Origin of the sequence: Oscillibacter hominis, assembly GCF_014334055.1 — a bacterium.
In the GTDB taxonomy this organism is placed as follows: Bacteria; Bacillota; Clostridia; order Oscillospirales; family Oscillospiraceae; genus Oscillibacter; species Oscillibacter hominis.
Genome location: NZ_CP060490.1, coordinates 2,333,643 through 2,359,800, shown reverse-complemented (window position 1 = coordinate 2,359,800; position 26,158 = coordinate 2,333,643). Strand labels below are relative to the sequence as shown.

Annotated in this window: 22 protein-coding genes; 2 read left to right on the top strand and 20 right to left on the bottom strand. The window is 53.6% G+C overall.

Translation table 11 applies throughout. The features are described 5' to 3' along the window. Window positions 1–94: 94 nt before the first annotated feature. Genes H8790_RS14000 through H8790_RS11650 form a run of 3 tightly spaced genes read right to left on the bottom strand, consistent with a single transcriptional unit; the run spans window position 95 to window position 3,163 of the window. Window positions 95–1,570, bottom strand: a complete 1,476-nt coding sequence (locus H8790_RS14000) for a hypothetical protein (RefSeq protein WP_256403991.1) — start codon at window positions 1,568–1,570, stop codon at window positions 95–97. Window positions 1,571–1,596: 26 nt separating this feature from the next. Next, window positions 1,597–2,139: a DUF5697 family protein gene (locus H8790_RS11655; RefSeq protein WP_187332686.1), complete on the bottom strand. Its 543-nt coding sequence runs from the start codon at window positions 2,137–2,139 to the stop codon at window positions 1,597–1,599. 7 nt (window positions 2,140–2,146) lie between these two features. Next, window positions 2,147–3,163 (bottom strand): replication initiator protein A, encoded by a 1,017-nt coding sequence (locus H8790_RS11650; RefSeq protein WP_187332685.1) that lies wholly within the window; start codon window positions 3,161–3,163, stop codon window positions 2,147–2,149. Window positions 3,164–3,387: 224 nt separating this feature from the next. Here H8790_RS11650 and H8790_RS11645 point away from each other — a divergent pair, with 224 nt between their 5' ends. Further along, window positions 3,388–4,680 (top strand): ATP-binding protein, encoded by a 1,293-nt coding sequence (locus H8790_RS11645; protein WP_187332684.1) that lies wholly within the window; start codon window positions 3,388–3,390, stop codon window positions 4,678–4,680. Window positions 4,681–4,904: 224 nt separating this feature from the next. Here the strand turns inward: H8790_RS11645 and H8790_RS11640 are convergent, their stop codons facing one another. From H8790_RS11640 to H8790_RS11590, 11 genes are read right to left on the bottom strand one after another with little or no spacing between them, the layout of a single operon-like run. Further along, window positions 4,905–7,067, bottom strand: coding sequence for a VirD4-like conjugal transfer protein, CD1115 family (locus tag H8790_RS11640; RefSeq protein ID WP_187332683.1), 2,163 nt, complete (start codon window positions 7,065–7,067; stop codon window positions 4,905–4,907). Continuing rightward, window positions 7,021–8,364 (bottom strand): hypothetical protein, encoded by a 1,344-nt coding sequence (locus tag H8790_RS11635; protein WP_187332682.1) that lies wholly within the window; start codon window positions 8,362–8,364, stop codon window positions 7,021–7,023. The genes H8790_RS11640 and H8790_RS11635 overlap by 47 nt, the downstream gene beginning before the upstream one ends. A 53-nt stretch (window positions 8,365–8,417) precedes the next feature. Next, a complete protein-coding gene (locus H8790_RS11630; protein WP_187332681.1) occupies window positions 8,418–9,092 on the bottom strand; it encodes a hypothetical protein in 675 nt (224 codons plus the stop codon). Further along, on the bottom strand, window positions 9,089–11,041 hold the full coding sequence (locus tag H8790_RS11625; RefSeq protein ID WP_243208499.1) for a VirB4 family type IV secretion system protein: 1,953 nt from the start codon (window positions 11,039–11,041) through the stop codon (window positions 9,089–9,091). The genes H8790_RS11630 and H8790_RS11625 overlap by 4 nt, the downstream gene beginning before the upstream one ends. A gap of 3 nt (window positions 11,042–11,044) precedes the next feature. Then, window positions 11,045–11,725 (bottom strand): hypothetical protein, encoded by a 681-nt coding sequence (locus tag H8790_RS11620; RefSeq protein WP_187332680.1) that lies wholly within the window; start codon window positions 11,723–11,725, stop codon window positions 11,045–11,047. After that, a complete protein-coding gene (locus H8790_RS11615) occupies window positions 11,722–12,027 on the bottom strand; it encodes a PrgI family protein (protein WP_187332679.1) in 306 nt (101 codons plus the stop codon). The genes H8790_RS11620 and H8790_RS11615 overlap by 4 nt, the downstream gene beginning before the upstream one ends. After that, window positions 12,017–12,289 (bottom strand): helix-turn-helix domain-containing protein, encoded by a 273-nt coding sequence (locus tag H8790_RS11610; RefSeq protein WP_187332678.1) that lies wholly within the window; start codon window positions 12,287–12,289, stop codon window positions 12,017–12,019. Before H8790_RS11610 ends, H8790_RS11615 begins: the two co-directional genes overlap by 11 nt. Before the next feature lies 1 nt (window position 12,290). Further along, the gene (locus H8790_RS13930) at window positions 12,291–13,658 is read right to left on the bottom strand and encodes a C40 family peptidase (RefSeq protein WP_243208498.1); all 1,368 of its coding nucleotides are present in this window, start codon (window positions 13,656–13,658) and stop codon (window positions 12,291–12,293) included. Further along, complete coding sequence (locus H8790_RS11600) at window positions 13,642–15,555, bottom strand: conjugal transfer protein TrbL family protein (protein WP_187332677.1); 1,914 nt, start codon at window positions 15,553–15,555, stop codon at window positions 13,642–13,644. Before H8790_RS11600 ends, H8790_RS13930 begins: the two co-directional genes overlap by 17 nt. Window positions 15,556–15,590: 35 nt before the next feature. Further along, window positions 15,591–15,935 carry a hypothetical protein gene (locus H8790_RS11595; RefSeq protein ID WP_187332676.1) on the bottom strand — a complete coding sequence of 115 codons (345 nt, stop codon included), beginning with the start codon at window positions 15,933–15,935 and terminating at the stop codon, window positions 15,591–15,593. Beyond that, a complete protein-coding gene (locus H8790_RS11590; protein WP_187332675.1) occupies window positions 15,928–16,608 on the bottom strand; it encodes an HD-GYP domain-containing protein in 681 nt (226 codons plus the stop codon). The genes H8790_RS11595 and H8790_RS11590 overlap by 8 nt, the downstream gene beginning before the upstream one ends. Window positions 16,609–16,631: 23 nt before the next feature. On the opposite strand from H8790_RS11590, the gene H8790_RS11585 reads away from it, so the two are divergent. Next, window positions 16,632–17,141, top strand: coding sequence for a hypothetical protein (locus H8790_RS11585; protein ID WP_187332674.1), 510 nt, complete (start codon window positions 16,632–16,634; stop codon window positions 17,139–17,141). 47 nt (window positions 17,142–17,188) lie between these two features. Here the strand turns inward: H8790_RS11585 and H8790_RS11580 are convergent, their stop codons facing one another. The 6 genes from H8790_RS11580 to H8790_RS11555 all read right to left on the bottom strand — a co-directional run bounded on the left by H8790_RS11580 (window position 17,189) and on the right by H8790_RS11555 (window position 26,080). After that, complete coding sequence (locus tag H8790_RS11580; protein ID WP_243208497.1) at window positions 17,189–22,234, bottom strand: MSCRAMM family protein; 5,046 nt, start codon at window positions 22,232–22,234, stop codon at window positions 17,189–17,191. A 30-nt stretch (window positions 22,235–22,264) separates the two neighbouring features. Next, on the bottom strand, window positions 22,265–22,501 hold the full coding sequence (locus H8790_RS11575) for a hypothetical protein (RefSeq protein ID WP_187332673.1): 237 nt from the start codon (window positions 22,499–22,501) through the stop codon (window positions 22,265–22,267). A gap of 164 nt (window positions 22,502–22,665) precedes the next feature. After that, a complete protein-coding gene (locus tag H8790_RS11570; protein WP_187332672.1) occupies window positions 22,666–24,033 on the bottom strand; it encodes an S-layer homology domain-containing protein in 1,368 nt (455 codons plus the stop codon). 4 nt (window positions 24,034–24,037) lie between these two features. Beyond that, the gene (locus tag H8790_RS11565) at window positions 24,038–24,238 is read right to left on the bottom strand and encodes a hypothetical protein (protein WP_187332670.1); all 201 of its coding nucleotides are present in this window, start codon (window positions 24,236–24,238) and stop codon (window positions 24,038–24,040) included. 200 nt (window positions 24,239–24,438) lie between these two features. Then, the gene (locus tag H8790_RS11560) at window positions 24,439–25,167 is read right to left on the bottom strand and encodes a sortase (protein WP_243208496.1); all 729 of its coding nucleotides are present in this window, start codon (window positions 25,165–25,167) and stop codon (window positions 24,439–24,441) included. Beyond that, a complete protein-coding gene (locus tag H8790_RS11555; protein WP_187332668.1) occupies window positions 25,157–26,080 on the bottom strand; it encodes a hypothetical protein in 924 nt (307 codons plus the stop codon). The genes H8790_RS11560 and H8790_RS11555 overlap by 11 nt, the downstream gene beginning before the upstream one ends. Window positions 26,081–26,158 lie beyond the last annotated feature (78 nt).

Genomic DNA, 26,158 nt, shown 5'->3' with positions numbered 1-26,158 from the left:
TATGAGCGAATGCTTGGTCTTCACGACAACTATCCCAAATATGTCCTGACGACAGATGCGTTCGCGGGAGGAAATTATGAGGGAATCAAAACCATTATGCTAAAAAGAATCCCACACCCGAAAGGATGTGGGATTCTTCGCGTTGTAGACGATTACCACTTGGAGAGGATCTTTCCGTACATTTGCCGCTTGGACGGCTCAAACCGCTGTACCACCAGCATGACCTGATCCCCCGCCATGAAATCGGAGTCCTCATGCTGATAGGAATAGTTACACATACAGACCGTACCATCGGGCAAGTTGCAAAATACGCCGCCGCCATACTTGCCGGCAATGACCGCCAGGCGCCGGGCGCCGACCGGATGGCGCTGCTCCGTCCGTCGAAGGGGTTGGACTCAATCTCCTTGATAGAGATCTCCAGCTTATCATTTTCCTTGTCATATGCCTTTACCACACAGTCCAGCGTCTGGCCGGGGTGGTACTCTGTCCGCAGGTCGGAGATTGCCGTATAGCGCATTTCCCGCTGCGTCAGTCCAATGTCATGGCCATAGCATTCCACAAGGCAGCGCCGGGGGCCGACGGAGAGCACATTGCACTGAATGCGCGCGCCGACGCCCTGCAGCGCGGGTCGCCGGGAGAAGTAGAGCCGGCGCACCCGGGAAGCCCGTTTGCGGGAGGCAATGGCAAAGCCGCCCTCGCGGTCCACCTTGATGACAATGAAGCTGATATGCGATCCAACCATGTTCTGCAGAACGAAATCCGGGCGGGCCTGGCCATCATCCCACATCTCCGTGGCGGGAATGACAATGCGCACGCGATAAGGTACCACAATGGCGCAGTACATATCCTCACGTTCCATCTCGTCGGTTTCGGCATTGTAAACCATGAGAGAGAGCCGGTCTACACCGATGATGGTACCGTTCAGGGCGCTGCGGCCGCGGTAGGATGCGTAGATGGAGTTCCATTCCTGGCGTTCCTCCGGGGTCAGGCGTCGATCCAGTTCCCGGAAGTCCAATTCAAAGAACATTTGACGGTCACTCTTGGCCGGCTCCGCCGGGCCTTCTTCAGCCAGGACAGGTTCCGCATCTTCTTCCGACAGAACCGGCTCCGCTTCTACTGCCGGGAGATCTTCTTCCACCGGCTCCTCATCATCCGGCGGCGCTGGCGCCAGAGTCTCCACTCCGGCCGAAAAGTCGATATCCATGATTTCACGTTCGAGCGTGTGCGCATCATCCGGCAGTGCTTCCATTGCCTTATCAATCTGGTCGGCGCCTGCCGATTTATCCGGTTCCGTCTGCTCTGAGGTTTCCTCCTGCGGTTTCTCAGCCTGCGGCGGTACCGCAGGAGCTTGTTGTTCCGCGCTGGCCTCCGTGGCCGCCCCCGCTTCGTCAAAAGGACTCTCCTCCTCAAGAGGGAAATCCGCTGCGATGGCTCCAGGGATCTCGTCTTCGGTGGATTCAGGTGCGGACAGAGGGGCTGGTTCTTTCTGCTTAATGGTTTCTTCCTGCTGTAGGGAATTCATGTCCTGCTCCAATTCTTTGGGGATGGGGGCTGCTTTCTTTCTTGCCATAATGAGTTCCTCCTTCGTGTTTGTGTTCATGAATCATCACCGCTGTAAAAGCGGTGTGAGCCATCGTTTTGACGGGCTGCAAAAAACTGCTTTGGCGGCAAAACAAGCCGTTCCGGCGCGCAGCTGCTCTCGCTGATCCAGACGATCCGCTCCGACCGCTGACGCTGGACGGATGAGAGCGCCTGGGGCAGCATACCGTCCAAATCTGCCACGGTAAAAAGCCGCGGGCGCTCTCCCTCCAGTACGAAGCGAAGCAGCGCCGGCGTCTCCTGTTTGATGGATATATCCTGTGCGTTGCCGCCTGTCAGCTCCAGCATGACGTCGATGGCCTCCAGAATGCGTTCATTGGGCTTTACGCCCATGAGGTGAACGAGGTCTCCGTCCAAAATCACATCTCCGGTACAGTGCCGCAGCTGACGCAGCATGGCGTCCACAGCGCCTTCAGACAATTCCCGGCCATCAGAGCGCGGGAAATGGCTTTTGGTCAAACGGTAGAGCTGCCTGCGGCGCAAACATTTTATCTGGCGCAACAGGATGAGAATGTACCGCTGCTGAACGGATAAGAGCATATTCCGGTCACCTCCTTCCCGGCGGCGCGCGCAGGCTGTTGAGGTAGGGATCTACCATCAGATCGCTCTCGCTCTCCGCGATGCAGTTTAAAATTGTGACCATGGTATAGGCGGTGGAGTTTTTGACATCTCGCTCCAGGTTCGCGTGGAGTTTGCTCTCGGCGCTTTGCAGAATGACACCGTCCAGCAGGCGCAGCTTGGCCCGGATCCTGCTTTGAGGCAATATTGCGTTGCCCAGGCGGAAGCTCTCCGAGTAATAAAGCCGCTCTACCGCGTTTTCAAACACCCTGGCGATCTCTGGCTCGAAGCAGTAGAGTTCGCAGGACTCCAAAATATCCAAGAGTTCCTGCTCATCGTCTGTCGGTCTGTCTGTGGCCTCCGGCCATACGGACTGACTGACTTCTAAATGACTTTGTTCTTTTTTTCTTTCTTCTATCTTTTTTGGGCGCGTATCCTGCGGTTCTACAGACGCAAAATCCGCGGTTCTTGACACGCGGATTTCGTGATTCTTGAGCCGCAGATTCTGTGCTTCTTGATACGGCATACTGCACCCGCTGCCATCAAGAGCCGCAGAATCCGCAGTTCTTGAACCGCAGTCATCCGGGCTGTCCTGCGCGCAGAATGGCGCACACTCGTACCCCGGATCGGCTACCGGCTCCACTGCGGCCAAATAGATTTGATTGGCCTCACCCCGACCGCACCGTTTTTCCCAGACCAACTTTAGCTCCACCAATGCCTTAAAGGCCGCCGTGACGCGTTGCTCGCACACGCGAAGTTCATTAGCCAAAGCCTTGCGGGGGAAAATCACGAAGACCTCACCATCGTCATTCACCCAGCCGTTTTTGCGGGAGAGCTGGAAGCGGTTTAGGAGAAAGGTATAGGTTACTTTCGCGTCCAGACTCAGCTCGCAGTAGCGCGGATCGTAGAACAGCCACAGAGGCATCTGCATATAATAGAGATTCTGAATGTCGGTCTGCTTCATCAGCGTGAAACCGGGGTGCTCTTTCAATTTGGCCGCCCTCATAGTGACCACCTCCTCCAAAATGATTTAGTTGCCCCAAAAACTTCGGAGAGCATCATATTTCCGAAGTTTAAGCACAGGGGGTATGGTTGTCAGAACAGGTTTAGAAAAATGTGCGCCTTCAAGAAGATAATTGTCGGAAAAATGTGAAAAAATTGATTTGAATATATCAAAAAATGTGTTATGCTTATTGCAGTCTCCAATTCTCATATAGGACGGTGATGATAATGGAACGAAACGCGGTACAATCGCTGTGCGCATGGAAACAGGATGCAGACCGAAAGCCTTTGATTTTACGGGGCGCCCGGCAGGTCGGGAAAACCTGGTTGATGAAAGAGTTTGGCCGCAGTTACTACGACAGTGTTGTTTATTTTAACTTTGATGAAGAAGATGAGTTGAAGTCGATCTTTGAGACAAACAAGAACCCCCAGAGGATCATTGAATTACTCTCCCTGATTGCCGGAGAAAAGATTCTTCCGGAGAAGACACTCGTTATCTTTGATGAAGTTCAAGAGTGCCCCGAAGCTTTGAATACGCTGAAATATTTTAGGGAAAAAGCAAACGAGTATCATATCATGGCGGCGGGGAGCCTGCTCGGAACGCTGTTGGCACAGCCAAAGTCTTTTCCAGTGGGTATGGTCAATCTCCTGGACATTTACCCGCTGACCTTTGATGAATTTCTTCAAGCCACAGACGAACCCCTGTATGCCTACTATGCGGGCATTGAAAAAGGACAGCACATCGAGGAAATCTTCCACAACCGACTTTTGGAAGCATACAGCCATTATCTCATTATTGGAGGAATGCCAGAATGTGTGGTATCCTGGTGCAAATACAAAGACCCGAAAAAGGTTTCCCAGATCCAGCATGAGCTGGTGGAGATATATGAAAACGACTTCTCCAAACATAACGGGAAGGTCAACAGCGGCCGAATCCTTATGGTATTCCGCAGCATTGTTTCACAGCTGTCAAAACCAAATGAAAAGTTCATGTACGGCGCCGTGCGGGAAGGCGGTCGGGCAAGGGATTTTGAGGAAGCCATTGAATGGCTGGTTTCCGCGGGGATGCTCAGCCGTGTATACAATGTTTCAAAGGCGGAGCACCCGCTGTCCGCTTTTGACCGTCTGGACTGCTTTAAGCTATTTCTGTTTGATACTGGCCTGCTCAAGCATATGGCCGGTATTGACAACAGCGCGATTCTTCTGAAAACGGACTATCAGTTCAAAGGCCCCTTGACCGAAAACTATGTCCTCCAACAGCTCCGCGGACAATTCCCCGTTGAACCAAGGTACTATGCTGATAAAAACGGGGAGATTGACTTTGTCCTGCAAAACGGCGTCGGAATCATTCCCGTGGAAGTCAAAGGCGGCGAGGATAAATCCGCGCCGTCATTCAAACGGTATGTCACAGAAAAAGAGCCGGAGCATGCCATTCGGTTCTCCAAGCGCGGCTACCTGCAAAACGGCAAGATTACAAATCTGCCACTTTATCTCGCCCGAAGAACAGTGCAGTTGCTGTAGAGAAACAGGGTGCGATCGGCTGTGGAGCGAATGCTTGCTGAGGCAGACAGGCTTGCCAAAGCCCCGCGGACCAATACACCTTCCGACGATTGGTTCCGTATCAAGAAATAAGGACATGAGAAGCCGCTGCTGTCAAGCAACGGCTTTTTCATCAGAAAAAGTTACGTGCATGTGCTTCAAAATGAACGCATTGTGTTGACAACAGGTACGATGATAAAATTTTGTTATCGACCTTTGCACTCTAGCTCCAAGTCATCTTCATCCTCATCATTCCCGCCGCAAACGGCATCTGGAGAAGTCTCCACCACGCTGCCCGGATGTTCCACCATGCCAAGGTCGGATTTGCCGTTGGGTGTACCGGCGGCACTCTGCGGGTGGATGAGCGTATACTGCCGGTCCGGCGAGACGGTAGCCTGATGGACTGGTTCCGCTTTTGGAGCATCGTCTTCGGCGTCAGTCTTTGTCCTTTGGGGTTCAGACTTTCGCTTTTTTGATGCCATGTCTTTGGCGGCCTGTTCCATCTCCTTTTGGCGCCACGCTGGAATGTAGTCAATGATACGACAGGATTTCAGCGTTCCGAAATCTGTCATCTCCTCCGGGGCCAGCTTATAGAGCAGAGCCGGCTTCTGAGATCGGAACAGCGCGATGCACTTGCGGTTATCCAGACGCAGCACTTCGTCGGGCTGCATAAGATCCCGTTGTGTATTGCTTCGCGTCTGGGAATAAGGGCGGGTGGAGGTATACACCGGTGAGAACAGCGGCATAAGAGGCATCTGATTGTTGGTGACGGAGATCGTCACTTTGCCGCATTTCTCGCTGATGTACTTGGCAGAGGTCAGATCGTTGCAGCCCATATAGAGTACCTGGTCAAAGGTGGCGAGTTGGTTCTCCCACTGCTTGTCCGGGTATTTTTCTTGCCACTGACTGAGACTTTGCACCACCGCCTGCACGCTCATATTAAAACCGCGGACGCTGTTGAGGGTGTCGCTGATGCCCTCCATGTAGCCAATATTGCAGTACTCATCCAGACAGAAGTTGACCAGTACCGGCAGACGTCCGTTTTCGCCGTGAAGCCGGGCGTGGTCGGAAAGACGGGGAAAGGCCAGCGAAAAGAACAGAGAGCTCAAAAAGCGGTAGGCGCTGTCTTGGGCGGAGATGATGACAAAGTAGGCGCAGGGCTTCTGCCCCGGCAGGAGAAGATCCACATCGTTGTTGCGGGTAATTTTGTCTACCAGCTGATTCTGGAAGATGGCCAGTCGATTGCCAAGGCCGATGGTGATATTGCCCCACAGGTTTTCTCGAGCTTTCAGGAACAGACCATGATGCCCCTTTGCCGGATGGTCCGGCGGCAGAGCTGCCAGCGTGCGGTTGATCTGGGAAATGCTTTCGTTGGCGAGGATCCGGTAGACGTCTCCGAGACCGCGCTGCTCAATGGGCAGTAGCTTGCCGTTTTCATCCTTCAGATTGCAGACATAGTGAATCAGCGCCATCAAAAGGTTGAGCTCCGCGCGGCTCCAGAAGTCGTCGGCCTCTCGTGGGCCAGAGGTGTTCTGGATGATGCAGTTGGCCACCGTCTGCACCAGGTCGCGCTCCTCATCCAAGCGGTACAAACAGTTCCAGCCGTCCGAATGGGCCATGTCGAGGAAGTTGACGGCTTTGACATAAAAGCCTTTCTCTCGAAAGTACGGGGCCATCTTTTCAAACAGCTCTCCCTTTGGGTCGGTGGCGATAACGGATTCCGGGTGTCCGTGACTGCTCCGTTGGGCGCATCCCATCAGAAACGGGAGAATGAACCCCCTGGATTTTCCGCTTCCCGGTGCGCCGATGCAGAGGAGATTGTTGTTGTTCCCTGGCTTCATGTGGTGAGCGACATAGACGGAGTATTTGTCGCTGTCGTCCGGATGATCTTTCACCTTTCCGAGCATCATACCCTGAATTTCCGGCGCCGTACCCATCTCCAGAAATTCTTTCATCTCTTTTTTGGACAGGAACCCGGAGGAACCGTGGGTGCCATCCGGCAGGATATCGAAGCCGCGCGGGTCGCGGGTGTACTTGTAGCCGGAAAACCAGATGTAGCCTTTTTTTGTGATAAGACAGATCAGCAGCACGATGACCGCTGTTGTACCCAGCCCAAAGGGGGTAAAAACAACAAGCCAGTTCTTAAACGGATTGAATACCCAGATGCTCTCGACAGCTTCACCGGTGGTGTGAAAGGTGGCGGCCGTTCCAAGCTTCAGAGAATTGAGAAGCATTCCGTAGACGTACCATGCCGCCAGTACCAATGGGATGTACAGCGGCAGTTTCGCTTTGTGCCGGTCGTACCATTTTCCAAATCGGCCCTCAGCCTTTTCTTCCAGTTTTTCGATGAGTTTGGATAAGCGGGGCATCCACGACATCTCCTTTCGCGGTCAGAAACTGCCGCCGGGAGGGGGAATGGAGCGACACTGCATCGCAGTCCAGCTCGGAAAGCGCAGCATCGGTCAGGGTAAATACCCTTGCCAGCCCAGCATCTCGATACCGGGTAAAAAAAACGGCCTCGGCCTGCTCCTCCAAGGCTGCCAGGGCAATCTGAGAATACCCCCTCTCCTGTGCAGTTGTAATAGCGGCGTCCACGCGCCGCAGGTTCATATCCGCCGCCATGACAAAGGGAATATCGCCATAAAGCGCATCCCAGGCAGGTGCGTTTTTTGGCGGCGGCTCATAGTGCGCTTTCAGCGCGGCCATTGAAAATTTTTTGCGGTAGTCCGGCACGTTCATGATGCGCAGCTGCTTGGCGCCGGTATCGTCGCAGGAGAGCAGATGCACCGGCATGGTCATTTGCCGGTATGCTTCGCCGTAGGTAATCAGACGGCTCTCCCCGGAGTTGTCCAGCTGTTCTAATTCTGAAAGAATTTCCGGATAGCTGGAGCCAGCAAAAACTATCGACTGCCGCACATCTTTCAAAGCGCCGGTGTTGTTGGCAAATGCATTGAGTTCATCCATCAGCATCAGCTTGCCGATTCCCGGACAAACGAAATGGACAGCACAGGAGAGCCCTTCCAGATGGACTATGGCGGCGGTTCGGGTGTTGCCCCAGGGATTGCGCCCTCGGCCGCGCATGATGGCCGGAAGAAAGAGGGCCGGCGCTGGTATCAGCTCCTCTGTTGTTGTAGTAAAGATATTCAGCCCCGCGCGATATGTGGTCAGCACCAATTTGGATAGCCGGAGCCTTCGCCTTGTGTCGGGCTCTCGATAGGCCAGCGGAATACCGCTGGGCAAATCAGAAAAGACGCTTTCAAGAAAGCGATTGCCACCGGCAGTCAAAATCAGAGCGCCGCTTTCCTGATACAGCTTGAGATAGGACAGCGCCGTCAAGTTGGAAACGATGTCCTCTGAAAAATACCGGACAGCATCTTCCCGGAATATGCAGCGGCACCACCGCAGTATCCGTAAAAGATCAATGTCCCGTTCACTGAACACCACAGAATCGACCACCCCCTTTCCTAATTTCCTGACAGGCGCCGAAACCGCCTTTGTGCCGTACCGGCACAAAGGCAATTTCGGCGCTTCTGTTTGGCCTTTTTCAGCACAGAACCGATGACTCTCCGTAGAAGTCGGCTGCCCTGCCCGGCACAACGCACAGGGCATGTGGAAAACTTTTGGTTTTCCAAGCGTTTCCCGTGGCAGATACCCCATCGGTTCCACGGATTGCTCCGCGCCGTTTTCGCGCGCCTTTGAATCAGGCGCAGCCGATGAGGTCACCAGCGTCCATATACGTTTGGCAGCGCACAATCTCCAGAGTGAAGGGAGAGAAAATCGGCGGCGTCAGCCATGTCGAGAAGCGTGATATGGCAGACATTTTCCGTGCTCTGGGTGGAGAGCAGACAAACCGCGAGCGTATATTGGTCGTCGTCGGGAATGAGCCTACCCTTGATGGCATTGCTGATGGCTTTCCAGCCCTTGTTGTCCTGGTCGTATACATGGCGGTCCGCAATGCTGCTATGCTCATCAATCACCAACATGGCACGCCGGTAGTGCGGCAGCTCCGTACCCTGGGCTTCGTAGTCGTCCAGCAGGCGCCGAATCGTATCCGTCAGCCACGCGGGCGATTGGAAACGGCAGTGCGGCAGCAGCGTGTTGAGGCGAATGTGGAGCCCGGTGTAACCGAGCTTTTCTACACGTCCGGAAATCTCCTTCTGCGGCAGCCGAGACCTTTTTCCATAGCCGCCGGAACCGGGGGAATACTGCTCGCACAGCCTGCGCAGCTCCAACACGGCGGCCTCAAACTGTCCGGCGGTTTCCTCCAGCGTCCGCTGCAGCCGCTCCGGATTCATCTGGCCGCCGTCTGCAAGGGCCACCAACTTCCCGGTTTCCGCAAAAGAGTTGCCCACCAATTCCTGTATCCTTGTCATATCCTGCTTGAAATCCGTCATACAGCATCCTCCGTTTTCCGGCCGCGCAGGTCGGTTGGGGATGTGGTAATGGCATCATACTCTCGCTGTGTGGCATGAAAAGCAATCGGTACATGATTGTAGCCGATACAGAGAAGCCCCTCGCCGCGCCGGAACCGGGTGATCTGCCGCACCTCATCTTCCGAGAGATTGAGCACACCCTGAATGAGCCGCGCTTCCTGTTCCTCCATTTGCATCACCAGTTTAATGCGGCTGGAATCCAGAATACCTTTGCCGTATTTACCGCCGTCCAGACTGAACAGATCCTGCATGCCCTGCGTTGAGGTGACGGCAATGCCGCCCAGGCCGCGGATGGTCTTTACCATCTCCTGAACAAAGCCTGCGGCAAGCGGATTGGAATTGGCTCCGACCAGGCTCCACAACTCGTCTGCAATCAGCGCGGACAAATCTGTGCCGTTGCCGATAATCAGGTCGTTTGCGATGTCGGTTGCCCAAAAGATGCCGGGCAGCAGCAGATCGTCCGGCATCCCAGAAGTGTCCAGCACAATGTATTTGTTGTCAAGATCAATGTCGTTACGTCCGCCCATGGCTGCGGCAGAGCCGGTGACATACCGCGCGAGGACAACCGCCAGATGTTTGGTATCCGGATTTTCAGATAAGACCTGATACCAGTCGGCGATGATAGGCATGGTCCGGAACGCTCCGTCTTCGTCTACCAGGGATGCGTTATCAAAGGTAATCCCATAGCGTGCGTAGCATTCCACCAGCGAGGAATCCAGATGGTTTTTGTCCTCGTCGGAGAGGTCGCGCTTTTGCAGCGAGTACCAGATGATGAGGCGGGAGATTTTGTCCGCCAAAACGGAGTCATCGCGGGCATCCATATCTCGAAAGCCCGCATAGGCGTCCAGGTTTTTTCGCCGAATTGCCATGATGTTCGGGCAGTCCTTGGAGGATGGAGACATCCTGAGATACAGGCCCCCAAGCTGCTCACACAGCGGACGAAACTCATGCCCCTTTTTCGGGATGATGAAAATGATGCGCTTGCCCTGCTGCCGCAGCCTGCCGCCCATGCATTGCAGCGTAAAGGTCTTGCCGGCGCCGGACGAACCACCGATCCAGATGTTGCCGTTGGTGTACTTGTAATCGTCATAAGGGTCGAGGAATACCGGGGATCGGTTATACAGGTTCAGACCGAGAAAGACGCCGTTGCGGTCACTGAGTTCGTAGGAGGCAAAAGGAAACGCCGCCGCGACGCTTCGGGTCAGGGCATTGCGCCTGGACTTGCGCTCCACATCCGCGTCCAGCGACAAAAGCGGCAGCATGGACAAAAATGCCTGCTCCTGTTTGTGGTCGCAGCGCCGGGCGATCATATCCACCGACACGCACAGCTTCTCCACGGCCGTTACCCGCTGTTCCAGCGTCTCCGGATCGTCAGCCACAACCTCGATCAAGGTGTGCATGTAGTAGAAATCCTCCCCCTGACGGTTCATCACATCCTTGAGATACAGCCCGGAATTGATGGCGCTGTCCAGTTCCTCATAATCCTGACGGGTATCGCCCACATCTCTCATTCTCGAACGATTGACCATCGTAACCTGGGAGATCTTCGAAAGAATCTTCTCTCTGGACTGCCGGTTGAAAATAAAGCTGAGGCTGACGCCTTCACCGGCCTCCACCAGCGGCGAGAGCCAGCAGGATCCTACGGTGGTGGAATATCCGTAGCCCGTCACATAGAGATAGGCATGAAAAACGCCGTCCACTACAATGTAGTCACGGCTGTTGGTATCAGCGAGAGTGGTGGATAAAATGTCGAGAACCGTAGTAGCGCCGGCTTCCAGCTCTGTTAAGTCCGGGCGTTCCTCTCCGAAAATAAGGCGCTTCAAAAACGGCTGCTTGACTTCGGTTGCTTCCTGTCCTTTTTCGGGCTGCGGCGCCGGCTTTGATGTTTTCTTGGCTTTCTTCTTTAGCATCGGTTACTCCTCCTCATAGATACCATGGACTGTCGTGGTCATATCAAAGACGCCTTCCGGCAGCTGGACGCGGCGGCTGGTATGCTTGTTGATGATGGAGTAGAGCAGCTCCAGCGTATAGTTGTCTGAATAGCGGGGCTCGAGCACCTCCAGCTCGCACACATCCAGATAGCGCCGCGCGGTATCCGCTTCCTCATTGAGCCGCTGAATGATGCCTTTGACGGTGTTGCGTTTGGCCTTCATCCGTGCTTCATACTGGAAGATGAGGAAGAAACGGTGTCGGATGGTATCCTGTGCAATGCCCAGACCGATTTCCTGGATGTTGTCCTCGATCATCTCCCGGCAGTTTTCGTTCTCCTCTTTTTCCGCATACTGCTTCATGCGCTCCACATATTCGGAGGTGTCTGAAGGCAGCGTGCGGACTTCAAACTGCAGGTCGTCCGGCCCAATTTTCAAGTAAGCCGCAAACGAGGCAATGATATTCTGACGATCCGCCGCCGGCTTGAGATAAATGTTCACCGGAAGCACCTCTAAAATCTTGATGAAGCGGTTGTCCTTGGTAATGACAACCCCTCCCATGATGTTTTTGATAGGAAGCCAGGCCTGTGTGCTGTCGCGGTAGACGCCCACATTGGCGCCGGAGTCTTTGACACCAGCGCCAAAAATCAATTCTTTCAGATTCATCGTTTAACCTCCCCTCGAAATAGAATGAGGCGCCGGCTGCGCCTCCAGTGCCACCATGCGCTCAACCAGCGGCTCAGGCTGTCGTCGCTGATACCAACGAGCGCAAATCCGCCCAGCGGCACGATGATGGCCAGCGTGACAATGATTTTGGGCGTCAGAGCCAATGGAAGGAACATGATGCAAAGATAAAGGGCGGGCAGCGTTACAATCAGTGTTTCCACCAGATTCCGCGGCGCGAATAAGCCCAGTACCCGCCCAGCGTCCGTGAAGTTTGCGGGAATATAATAGGTTTCATAATTCATTTTCGTTCTCCTCCATAAGAGTCAGGAGTTTGCCTTTGCAGCGAAAATACGCTGCTTCCACGTTGTTCAGCCGCGCTCTGCTGTCAGAGATCCATGCCTCCACGGCACGGCACACTTTTTCTTCCTGTTCTCGTGTGCATGGCACCTGCTGCAGCTCCAGACGGCTGAGCTGCTGGGCAGAAACGCCGGCCTTCTTTGCCAATTCGGGCAGGCTGATGTTGTACCGGAGACGGAGCTGCCGCAGATAGGTCACTTGAGGCACTTTACTCATCCTCCTCGACGTATGTAATAAAGGGGATTTTGCACCACCCCTGCCAGCCGCGGCCGTCTACCTCTGTCAGGACAACGCCATACTTGGTACCCATCGCTTCTATCGCCATTCCGTCGCCGATATAGACGCCGATATGCCCGCTTTTCCATAGCGCAAGGCCGGGGATATCCGGCATGGAATCCATGGAGCCGTAGTCTGTGCCGTACTCTTCCGCGGAAGCGTACATCTGATTTGCACCATAGTCCGGCATCCCGTTTGTGGCATACTCAATGGACAGCGTATCCGGATTCAGCCATGAATACCCTTTAATAAGCCCGCAGCAATCCGTCGTGCGGCGGCCGAGCCAGTTCTCGCGGATAAAGTCCTCATAATTCCCTACACCGTCCGGGTACTGGTCCAGCTTATATGCAAACAGGGATTCCGTCAGGACATTGCCGTAAGTACCCCAGACATAGCCCCAGCCGTTTTCATAGGCCTGCTTTGCATAAACGACAAGATCCAGATTGTTTTTAGTATGTGGGCTGACGAAGCCAGAAATGTCTATGTCGTTACCGTAGCTGTCGCTCCTCTCATACGAACCGTCGTAGGAGCTGTCGCCGCTGTAGTCGGGGCGGGCGTCTTCAAACTGATCTGCATACTCCTCAAGGGCGTCGCTTTCAAAGAGTACTTCAAAAAATGCGCCCGTCCAGGTCTTCGCATCTTCGTCAAAACCAAGCTCATCCATCACTTTGTCCGGATCAAACTTTGAGAAGTCTACCTTGAGGGTGGTGACCGTCGTGACGCTCTCTCCTGAACCGGTGATTTGCGATACCAAAGAAGGCGTGTAGGTCAGGCTGGAGATGTTTAGATTTCGGATGTCCTCTGTACTCATGGTGTCAAGATCCTGTTCATGGGCCACCGAATTGATGGCGATCAGCCAAACGAGGTCGTCCTCATCAAAGTCGCTGGTCACCTCAATGTTGTCGATGCTCACGCCGTCCTTCTCATATTGGGCGGCAAGGCTGGTCACGATGGCGTCCATCTGTGTCTTCTCAAAGTCCTCCACGCTCATGTAGGCGCCGCCAATCTCCAGTGCCTTGGTTGTCATATCCATGACAGGCTGAGTGGTAGAATTGTCGAAACCAAAAAAGATATTGGGGATTGCAGTGAAAACGACCATAGGGAGTACAACGATGACAACCAAAATACCAATCGCCAATTTGATGAGAAACGGGAGTGCTTCTTTGACTGCCGCGACGGCCGCGCCGTGAAGCCCGGCAGCAATCGCCGCTCGCGCAATGCGGACAGCCGCTTTGATGAGCCGTGCAGCGTCTATCGCCAGCTGCGCACCGGAGCGGGATGCGTTATTTCTTTCGCCCATCTCGATCACCTCTGGGGGGCCTGTCCGGTGGACTCGTAGGATTTGGCGTCAGGTTCTTTTGTGCATGAGATGCGATGGACGCACTCCGCGAACTGCCGGCACCGTCATCTGCCATTGGGGTGGATTTTGCCCGCGCACCGCTTCGGCGGGCCGTATCACGCCCCTGCGACGCTCGAGCCGTATCCCGCGCGGTTCCTGCCGTACCGGGCTTTATCACCGGGCCTGTGTCGCTGCCGGCTGCTGCCGGTGTGCGAGGCGGCTTGGCCGGTTCCTGCCGTGCCGGACTGTGCTGCCCTGCAGCAGTGCGTGGTGCGGCGGTAGAAGATACAGAACCGCTCCCGGACTGCGGCGATCTGGATGGCACTGCTTCACGCACCGTTCCGCCCATTCCTGCTGTACCGGGCTGTGAAACCGCAGCTTGCCCTGTGCGGAGAGCCTGAGCAGTTTGAGGACGACCTTCTGGAGTGAGCTGTACAGAGGCTTCCCTGTGGGTAAAGCGGCTTTCCGAAGGTGGTGCGGCCGCATGCTGCGCCGGAATGTCTGCGCGGGCCGCTTCCTGTGCTGCGCTTCCTGCCGTGCCGGGGCGCGGAGCGGCGCCGTCAGCGGCAACAGCAGCACCCTGCGCGGAAGAAACGCCGGAAGCGGATGGGCGCACTCTGCCGGGAGCGCCGGGAATTACAGAACTGCCCACGCCGCTCTTGATATGTGAAGTCGTGTGCCTTGCGCCCGGAGGCACAGACGTTTTCTTGGTCCCCGCCGGACCGGACTGATTGAACTGTGTGCTGGCATTGAAAGCGGGGCCGGTGGACTGTTCCTGCGTGGAAGTCTGCGAAGGACCGCCTTGTACCGTTGCGCTCTGCTGTGTGCTGCTCTGGTAGGCCGCGCTCTGCTGACCGGTTCGCTGGCTGTAAGATGTACTGGCAACTTGGCCGCTTCCTGCCGGGCCGCCACTGCGTGGTCCGCCAGCTCCGCCTGGGGGCGTGCTGGGCGTATGACCTCTCCCTGGCGCATTGCCGCCGGAGGACTTCCCAATCGTCTTTGTGACCTGTGACATCGCCGTGCGCGCGACCATATAGGTCAACATGCCTGGGAAGGTGCGGCCTAAAGAATCGCCGGTGATTGCCGGGTTGAGGCCAATGCGTGTAATGATGCCATCAATTTTTTTTGCCACCTTGACGGTTGAAAGTACAAGAATCATCCAGGGAAGCACATCCAGACCGCTGGGGCAATAGGAAAGGACAGATAACAGCATTTTAATGAATACCACATTCATGACCATAAGTAGGCACATGGAGCCGTACATCCGGCACCAACCGGAAAAAATGTCGGAAGTATTTCTGCTGCCTCCCATACCGAAAGCCAGCGGCGCGGTGATGGTCAGCACAGCAAGAATGAGATATCGCTCCGCCATTTCAAAAATCAGCTTGAAAGACTGGAACATGACGATGATGCCGCAGATGACCACCAAAATCCACGCTGCGGCAAGCCCGCCAAAAGTCGCCTCCTCAGCAAAGGTAATATTCACCGCATCCGGTACTTCCAAAAGATCTATGACCGCTGAGGTGAAATTCAGGCAGAGATTGCAGATTTGCGGGCTTGCCAAAAGCAGAAAAGCGAACACAAAGGTGCGGGTAAAAAGAAGTTTGGGATATTCTCCCTCAAAGCCAATTCCGGAAAGCATAGTCTTAATGGCTTGGAATATCAGGTTGCCGATGAGCAGCGCCCAGCCGACCGCCAGCAAGAGATTCATAATGGTATCAATGATGGGCATGTGCTCTTTCAGATAGGCAAAGTCCATGCTCATAATGTCGAGCAAAGCTGAGGAGAAATACTCCCAGCATTCCAGTACCAAGCCATAACACCACTCGACAAAACCTTGAAAAATAAGCTCCAGCAAAAGTCATCACCTCCGTCCGCCGGAGTCTTTCCGTTTTACGGATTCAACGTGGCAAGGCCGGAGAAGTGCGGAGCGATGTAAGCGATGAAAGCGCCAATGCCGTTGATAACCGCCCACGCAATCCAGATGCGCCGCAGCCAATCCCAGGCCTGGTCCACTTTGTGCTGATTGTTGGACATCTTCGCGCCGACAACGGCTACTGCCGACATCAATCCTGCGAGCACTGTACTGATGCCGGCGATGTGGGTATAGACGTCGACAATCAGATCGTTGGCCACAGTCCACATATCGTTTACTGCCAATGCAGAAGTCGTCATAAATCCCATGATCAGGAGCAGCGACAGGCAGGAGAGATAGGTTTTATACAGCTTTTTATTCATGAGGAGCCTCCTTGTAAATCAATGCTTCAATTTGTTGGGCGCGTTTGGCCAGAATACTGCGCAGGACCGGAGAGAACGCGCCGCATCCGCCGGAGAGTATTAGATTTGCCGCCGACCGGTGACCCATGGGCGGCCTATAGCTACGCTGCGCCACAAGCGCGTCATAGACATCGGAAAGGCTGACTACCTGCACGTACATGGGAATTTCCATGCCTTTGAGCCCGTCCGGGTATCCGGCGCCATCCCAGCGTTCGTGGTGGTGCAGACATATTTCTATGGCGTAAGTAAATGCAGATGTATCACGCCGTTCCCGCAAGCTACAGGAAAGCAGGGCCTCGCCCCAGATGGGGTGCTTTTGGACAATGTGAAATTCTTCCGGTGTCAGCCGGTCAGCCTTTTCCAGGATCGACGCAGGAAGCAAATGTTTTCCGGCGTCGTGCAGGAGCGCCATATCCGCGGCCAGTGCGGCATCTTCCCGTGTCATTTCGCCCAGCATTCCATATTCCCAAACCCATTGCATGATGGAATGGACAAGCGTACTGAAATGCGGCGTATGATCGCGGGCATACAATAAGAAAGAAAGCGGCGAACAATCCGCCGTACAATTGATTGAATCGGTAAAGATAGGATCACTCCCTTGTAAAGAAAATGCCTGTATGATATGATGAGACATATAATATAATGCAGGTGAGAAACATGGTTTTTGTGTGTGAACACTGTCACTTTTTATTTAGCCGGTCACAACAGCCGGAGCAATGCCCGGACTGTGGAAAATATGCAGTTCGCCCGGCTGAACCAGATGAGCAAGCGGAGTTTGAACGATGCTTGGCTATGCAGAAGGATATGGAGGACTTCAAAGTGACGAAAGACCAGCACAACATGGATTTGTTCCCAGATTTCTGTGAAGTTGTAATAAACAATCACATGTCATATTTCACTTTTCTTCTTCCTGTTACGTCGTTTGGTTATCGTGACGATATGCTTCTGGAGCTGAGTGCGGAGTATTGGAAGTCGGAAGATGAAAAGCAATATCAGGCAAACGTGTGGGCGAGGGAAAAAGGAGCGAAGACCAAGCATTTTGTCTATCCAGCGTCCGTTCCGGTCAGCGAGGATCCGGAAACTTCGATTGTGGAAGCACTGAATCAGAACGACGACTTCATTAGCATCATGAGTGACCTTATTTGTGAGATCGCAAAAGACCGCTGAGTTTTATGAAATGGGGTGGCCCAGTTTGCTGGGCCACCCCATTTGGCTTAATATCCGGTTTTCGGGAGCTGGGGTTTGGTCGGGGGAGTGAGGTTGCGTACAATGGTAATCCAACTGCTGTTGGCGGTCTGCCAGACACCTTGGTATTTCCCGCCGGCGTCGGCTCGGTTTATCACATAATATCCGTTCGCGGCTTTGGGACTGACAGCTATCGTGAGCGTGGCCTTGGTGCTGCTTTGGAAACCTGCAGGAACCGTGCCAAAGTCAAAATAAATATCCGTCACGGCTTCACCCGCCATCAGCGGAAGCGCATTGAGCGCAAAGGAATAATTGTTGGTGCTGAGCAGGTTGCTTGCCAGCACCCGGTAATCGTTGTAGTTGGTCTTGTAAAGAACGCGGTAGGTCAAACGGTGGCTATATGTGCCGGTGGTCAGCGAAGATGCGGAGGCAATATCCGTCGGCAGACGGTCATGCCAGAAGAAATTCTCCAGCGCCACATTGGAGGTGTTGGCGACCTTGATGCTGTAGGAAATCTTATCGCCCGCCAGCACCTCCTTAATGCCGGTTTTTACGATAGATACGCCAAGTTCAGCCGGCTGGTTGAATGCCGCCAGCTTGATAATCTGGCCGGGGTACTCCAGCGTCACATCAAAACGCTGAATGGATAGCTGCCAATAGGCCGGCGCTGTGACCTCTCGAATAATATAGCGGCCAAGCGGAAGCGGATCGGAAGCGGCGACGCCCCGGGCATCCGTTGTGATATAGCCCACCACCTTGCCGCTGCGCTCGCGTACAATTTCAAAAACGGCGCCCTTAAGCGTGGTTCCGGCAGCCTGCCCGGTGACAGCATTGTTGGTGGCAGCGTACTTTGTGACTTGGATTTGGCCGGTAATCGGGGTGTTTTCCCATTCCACCGTGGTGGTCTGACCGGCCCTGACATAAACGGTCTTGTACTGGGTATCGACGACATAGCCCTCGTTTTCCAGCTCGCGGATATAGTATTTTCCTGGACTCAACTCCGCTTCGGAATAGGCATAGCCATTTTGGTCAGTTGTAATCTGATCCACTGGATTGCGGCCGGAATCGTAGATAATAAAAGATACACCGTAGATTCCTTTGCCGGTGTTGGCGTCGGTTTTATGAATGAGGATCCCCGAAACAGGGCGGTTGTAGAAGGTCAGAATCTGCGTATCATCCGGATTGATAACGACCGTCTGAGAGCGGGTGCTTTCGTCGATAACATAGCCGGAAATTGTTTTTTCCTCTGTGACAACCACGGTTCCAGTGATGCCGGAAAGGATGATCTGGCCGTTTTTGTCCGTATAATACAGTCCTTTAGAAGAGAGCTTTCCGCCCTCTGCATCCACATAACTACCGTCGGCATAGGTGATTTTGAAGGTGACGCCTTCCAGAGGCTTCTTTGTCACGCTGTCCAGTTTGTTGATAATCAATCCACCCTTGGGCTGATTCCGAAACTCCAGCGTGACAGTTTCCCCAGCTTTAATCTTGATGGTCTGCGGCGTGTCGTCCAGCAAATAGCCGTCTTTCGCGCGCGTTTCCTTTGCAACCAGCGTTGTTCCGGGGGCGATGTTCTCGATGAGAATAGTTCCTGCGCTGTCGGTTGTAAAGTAGCCGTTGTTATTGCCCACGACTGTGCCGTCTGAGGTGGTTATAAAAAACTGCACATCAGAAAGCGGCTTATGGGTGACGCTGTCGATCTTCTTGATCAAAAGCGCGCCCTTCGGACTGTTTCCAAAATAGAGCTGCACGACATCCTGCTCTTTCCCGGAAATATAGACAGTCTGCGGAGCTGTATCAATCACATGAGAGCTGTCACTGGCCAATTCCTCTACAATATAGGTGCCAGCTTTCAGTCCCGTCACCGTGAAACTACCGTTGGCGCTGGTTTTATAGGTGCCTATCACTGTGCCACCAGTTCCGGAAGTGCCGGAGAGGTATTTCACCTGAAAAACCGCGCCTTCTACCGCTTCGCCGGTCACGCTGTCGTATTTGTAGACGACGAGAGCGGAGAGCGGCGTGTTTTCAAAGGTTATCTCTTTGCCGGTGCCGGCATTTAAGTGGAAATCCTGTGTGGCTGGTTCCGTGATAGAATACCCCGGCGCCGGTTCCAGTTCCGTTACACGGTACCAGCCATCTTTGAGCTTATAGAGTTTGATCTGGCCGTTTTCATCGCTGTAGTAGGTGCCCAGGTCATTGATCTCTCCGCTAAAGGTATCGTTGGAGGCATAGGTGATCTGAAACTTTGCACCTTGAATCGGGTCGCCAGTAATGCTGTCCACCTTGTTGATGGTCAGTGAAGGCTTCGGATAATTCTGAAAGCGGACCGTGCCTGTCCGGTTGGGCACGAGGGTAATGTGCTGATGATTTTTGTCAATGAGGTATTCGTCGGGTACGGACTGCTCCCAGATTTCATAAACACCCGGCTCCAAATCTTCGACGAAAACCTCGCCTTTTTCATTGGTGGCCTCGGTGGTGATGGTGCTGCCATCTGCTTTCTGAATGGTAAATGTAACGCCGGAAACCGGCTTGCCGCTGACGGCATCTGTTTTGACAATCAGCAGATCCGGCTTGGCATCGTTGTTCACGACAAGCTGAGATGTCTGCCCGGGGAACAGTTCCACATGGTATTCCGTTTCATTTCGGATGTAGCCCTCCGGCGCTGACATTTCCAAAACAGAGTAAACGCCCGGTTCCAAGTTTTCCAGCACGATTCGGCCATCTGTTCCGGATACACGGTCAAGATAATGGCTGCCGTCTTCGATTTTGGCAATACGGAAGGTCGCACCCGCCAGATATTCGCCGGTATTCGGATCGTATTTTACAATGACCATAGAAGGCTTTTTGGTGTTGGTGAAGACAAAATTGGCATTTTCATCCGGATTGATCTGCACCACGCGCACGGCATCGTCGATGAGGTAGCCATCCGGCGCTGCCAGTTCACGCACTTCATAGGCTCCGGGTTCCAACTTCGAGAGGTCGATTTCGCCATTGATATCAGAGGTAAACTCCTGCCGGTAACTGCCGCCAATCAGCTTAAACTCAAATCGGACATTGGGTAGGGATTTCATGGTCTGGCTATCCACCTTTACAAGATGGATACCGGGCTTGAGCTGGTTAAAGAAAATCAGAGTTTGTGTCGCCGTCTGACCTGCCTCCAGCTCGATTTCCTGCGGCGTCGAGTTGATTACATGAGAGTCTGGACCTGCGACCTCTTTTACGAGATAAGTGCCGGGTTCGAGATCATACAGGAAAATTTCTCCGCTGTCATCGGTGGTATAGCTGCCGATGAGCGTGGTGTCTCGGTACACTTCAAAAGTGACGCCGGACAGCGGCGTATTGGTCTGCGCGTCATACTTTACGATGCGCAAAGCCGGCTGTGCTTTGTTTGTGATAACAAGAATCGGGTCATCCTCGAGCGCCGGATTATAGGGGTCAATGTGGATACCGTGCTTTGTGGAGTCCAGAACATAGCCGGAAGGCGCTGCGGTTTCCACCACTTCAATGTAGGCTTCCTGTGTAATGCCGGTCACATAGGCTTCACCCGCGTCATTGGTGGTCACGGATGTGATAAACTTCCCGTCCGCATAGACGTCAAAGGAAGCGCCGGGGAGAGACACCCCGGTCTGCGCGTCCGCCTTGATGATGGTCAGGCTGGGCTCGCGGACGTTCTCAAAAGTCAAGACAATGTCCTTGGTACCGGTCCATTCCACAGTCTGCACGCTGGTGTCCTTGAGGTAACCAGTCGGCGCGGACTGCTCCATCACACGATAGCTGCCGTAGGGCAAATCGTCGCCAAGAAACTCAACCACGCCGTCAAAGCCGGTGATGCCGGTGGTTTTATAGGATCCATCAATCTGCTCAAAGAGAAAAACCGCGCCCTGCAGAGAGGACTTGTTCTGGGCGTCGATTTTCTTAACCTGGAACGATTTTTCGTTGCTGTTGCGGACGGTCACGTAAGCGGTTCGTCCGGCAGAAAGCGTGACGCTGACCGGGTCGACCAACGTGAAACCTTCCGGCGCCTCGATTTCCCGCAATGTGAAAGACTCTTCCGGGTCGAGACCAATCCAGGTGATCTGGCCGTTACGGTCGCTGGTTCCGGTCAAAGAGGTACCCTTGTTTCCGCTCAGGATAAACTTCGCGCCCTCCAGAGCGTTGCCGGTGCCATCCACCTTGAAGACCTGGAGGTTGGCAGATTTCTGTGTTCCTTCAGCAAGCCATTTAATTGTTCCGATTGCATTACAGGTGGTATAGCCGGGGTCTGAAATAATGTAGGACTGTTCCGTAGAAGTGGGGTTTAGCGCGAGGTATAGATTGAACTGTGCAACGCCGCCCACGGCCTTGATCTTGAAGGAACCCTCATCCGCCGCATTGTCCACGGGAATGCAAACCTTAAATGCGCCGTAATACTCCATTCCGTTTGCATTAAGGTTGGTAACGCGGGATTTACTGGTATCTACTTTGTAATAGGTCGTACCGCCGCTTGTCTCCGTAGTCAGAGAGCTGTTGTTTTCCGCCACAAAAATCGTACCGGCCGGCGCGTCTGTGGAATAGACCTTGGTGGTGTAGCCGTCGATCCAGGTAGAGGTGGCGGAGGCTACGTACATCAGGCGGGTATAGTACTCCTCACCGCCGATGATTTCTTTTTTGATGCCACCGATGTTTTCGTTTGCGGCACCCTCCAGTCCGAGATCATGAACAATCTCCACGGTTTTCATATCCCGATTCAACTCGCTGCGCACATACATACCGCAGTAGAGATTTTTCGTCCAGTGGGTTGATAGCGCCAAGATGGCCTTGACGCTGTCGAAAACGCAGATCTGTTGTGCGTCGGAGGTCGGAACGATCAAAGAGGATCGGCCGGCAGTGTAGGCTGTACCGGGTACGGCAACCTGGCCGCAGGTAGCCCATATCGCAAGCTGTGTGGCATACTCATACTCCGCTGTCGTCAAATTGGCAATGCCGCGCACATCGTTTGGATGCAGCTGCTTAAATTGCTCCAGCGTTCGCATGGGATAGCCGTTGGCGAAAGCCCCCATCGTTTGAGGATTGCGGCTATATGGCTGCAGCGTCAACGCCTTATTGGGAGATACATTTTTAAGCCCTCAGTTGACGCAATAGGCCGTTCCGGTGATGCCGTCGTTGGTCTTGTATGACCAGCTATTTGCACCCATGGTAGTGTTGCCTGTCTTTTTCAGAATTTCAGAGCGGCCGGCAACCTGTATATTTGCAGTATTGCTGTTTACAATAGAGACCGCTCCCGCAGACACGGAAAGTACGCTGATCAGCGTTATAACAGCCAGCAGGATAGAAAGTAGCCTTGAGAAATGTTTGTGTTTCATAGCGAAACTCCTTTCAGCGAAAAGTGGGTATAGAAAAAGCAGGCTATTCACGCACTATAGCGTGAACAGTCTGCTTTTTATAGGGCATGAAACTATCTTATCTGAATAGGCGCGGATAGTCTGCCGCGCCGTTCATAAACGCGATGAATGCGCTTGACATATCGCTAATTTACTGAAGTTGAACCAGGAATAATTAATTCTTTGAGGAACGCGGTCATCTCAGGTGCTTCATCAATGTAGCCAAGCGAGGTCTTGCTGAGAAGCAGGTTGTGTGTATTTGCAGAACAGTCATTGTTGGTTACATCCACATGGAGCCATTGAGAATCTAAATACACCAGATTCCAGCCGTGATTAGCGGAATGAATCTTTATACACGGTATTTTAGCCGCAGAACATAAAAAACTGAATGCACGGGTGTAAGTACCGCAGGCCGCTTCAATCTCACGGCCGTTATCTGAAAAAGTCTGCGTAATACCTGGTGCCGCCCCTTCCTCATAGGTCAGCAGCGTACAGAGATAGTCATTGAGATATGTGACCTTATCCCTGTCAGAATCCATCTGGTTCACTTTTTCGAGAACAGGCTGAACGAAATCGTAAGCATCCTGATAGTTTTCCGGCATGGCTGCCGACACGGCAAAGTAGTCCAGATATTCATAGTAATTGCGTAAGTTTGCGGGTACATAGTGTTCATACCGAAGGACGCCGTCCATTCGCCCCATTAGGTTCACGGCAATGCTGTAGTCTTCGACGCTGACCATGGTATAGGCGCACCGATCACCCGCACTCTTATCCGTACCGAAATCCACGATCGTCTGACGGAAGGTGTTGTAGAGCTTCCGGGTATAGGCTCCGGTGAAGATGGCGGGGTTGGCCTGCTGGGAAAAATCCTCGCGGCTCCAGGATTCCTGCGTGATGGTGATAGAGCCATCCGGATTTTTCAAAACGGCATCGCCCTGCGGATTCGGTGTCTGCTCAGCCTCCTTTTGCAGCGCGCGGCAGATCAAGACTGCCATGTCGCCGCGGGTGATTACACTTCCTTGCGCCGCGGCCTCGTCCAGAAGCCCTTGCGCTGCGGCATAGGCGCAGGCGGTATTGTAATTCCATGCGCTGCCTTCGCTGTTTGCATATCCGTAAGTGCGAAGCATTACCGTACAGGCCATTTCCGGGCTGACCATGTCGCTTGGACCGAATTGGGCGCTGTTGTAGCCGTTCATCAGCAGCATGGCAACGCAGTAACCCACATAGGGCCTGGCCCACGCCGGAACATCGGTGAAATAGCAGGCCCATTCATACATGGCTGGGTCCACTTCGCCTTCGCCATGCAGGCGGGTGAGCAGAGCTGCAAGCTGCGCGCGGGTCAGGCCGCTGTCCAGCATCAAGTCACCCCTCTCATTACCGAGAAGGATACCTTGTTCTTTAAGATGCGCGGCAGCCGTCTGCACCTCGCTTTCCGGCTCCGCGGCCAGCGCCGTACCACTCAGCAGCAGAGCGGCCGCGAGCAGGAATGCCAGAAGACGCTTCATCTTTTTCATCGTATCACGCCCCCTTCCGTATTTGATAGAATTTTGTTGTTACGCTTGCCGTCATTCGCTTTGTCTTTTCATCATAGATACATTCATCAAAGCGGCAGATGCCAAGACGCTCTGCTTCGTTTGCCAGCTCTTCCGGAAGGTCAACAGTGATATCCATGCGGATACAAACGGATTTTTCCTTTGGTCGGCGGCTGAATTGCTGCATAACTGACCCTCCTATTTTAAGTAGTTTTATAGGTTCCCGGGATTAGAGCATAATACAGCTTTTGCCGCTTGTCAAAGGATTATTTGAAATGCTTTTGCCACCAAAACTCCTGATGCCGCAAGGCTTTGCGGCGATAGGCTATTTCACGGCGACGGCCTGCACGCAGACCCTGAAATTGGGCCGGTTGGCAAGGCAGGTTGTCAGTGTGATTCGGTTGTCGGCGGTTGCCTGCAAGACCAATCGGTACTGGAGATGGTACCGACGAATACCACTTTATATGTCCTAGTGCCGTAAACGGTGGTGTAGGTGATGGTGTCGCCGATCTCCAAATCTTTGATATCGCCAATGGTGTACTTCGCCCCGCGGTTGTGTCCACAGACGCCTATATTTCCATCCCAGCCGGAGGTGCTGCTGTAATGCCCCAGCCCCTTGGCCATGCTGGCATTGGTTTCGCCCTCCCAGACTTTCATATTGATGTCCAGCGTGGGAATTTTGAGAGTACCTATGCTCCCGTCTTTACGCACCATGTCTGCGGTGCTGGTGTAGGCAGGCTGCTGATAAACGGGCAAGGACGGATTTTCCGGAATCACCGGAACATAGAGTCCGCTGTCGCTGTTTCCGATAGCTCCTACTGATTCTGCACCTCCGTTGGGAGACACATTTAAGCCAGGAAGGGGAACCTTCTCCATCGGGCCAATAGAGGCATTGCTGGAGATACCATATGGCAGCTCCGGAATGTCATAGTCGATCGCATTCGGACCGCCGTAATTGTATTCCGACCGATAAGCAGATTCATAATTGGTGGAACGATAATATTCCGTTTCTTCCACAGCGTCGATATTGTACTCCAGCGCACTGGCACCGACGGTCATGGAAAGCGACAGGCAAAGCGCCGCCCCCAGACTCAAGGCCGTATGTTTAAGCTTCATCCTCTGGTTCCTCCTCATCTTCAGGTATCTCAATAATTTGTTCCTGCAGCGTGCGGACCTGCTTTCTGGAATGAATCAACAGGCCGGCAAGAACGACAATGGCCGCAATGCCAAGCCCGCTGATCAGGATGGGAACATAGCCTTTGAAAAAGGCAGCCACCCAACCGCCCTCATCGCTTTCCGGGATGAGCGTCGGCTCTCCCGTGTAGGTTACGGTATAGGCAATGTTTTCAATTCCGCTGCAGGAAACCTCTCCCACATATTCTGCAGTGGTGATATATCCGGTAGCGGCATTGTAATAGGCCTGACCGGAATAGGTGGCAACTGCTTTATACTGGGATGGAACAAGCACATCGTCCACCAAAGTCGTACCCTGCACCTGCCAATCGACAGACTGGAGCTGAATGGTTTTGCCATCCTTTACGGTGCTTGCGGGAACATAGGACATGTCGTTGCTGTCGAGATTACCGATTTCCTTTGTTTCGCTGACGGTGTAGCTTTTGGTCGTGTATCCTGCCGCCTCTGTCTGGATGGTAGTATGATCCAGGCTTAATGTACCGCTGTACTCCCCATCGTTGAATTCCATGGTAGGTGACAGCACTGCCAAAACGGCAGACAGGTCTTTTTTCTCGGTCTCCACCGTGATGATTTCGGTATGTCCTTTGCTGTCCTCAAAGGGTGTCGTCTCTTTTGTAATCGAGGAAAAGGTGTAGGTATAGCCTTCGTAGTCAAATGGCTCCTCAATCAAGGATTGCGGATCGGTGTCCGGCGCCACAGTATATGTCTTGATATACTGCTGAACGCCATTGAGTGTCTGGACCGTTGTACCTGTCGGAACCTCCATAGCAAAGGCGTTGACAGAGCAGAAAAGGGCTATTATCAGGGCAATGCCGGATGCTGCTAATTTTTTCATAGGGTTGTGCTCCTCCATTTCGTTAAAAATATGAGCCCCGCCGCAACGAGTGCGACGGCCGCCGCTGCGGTGATGCTG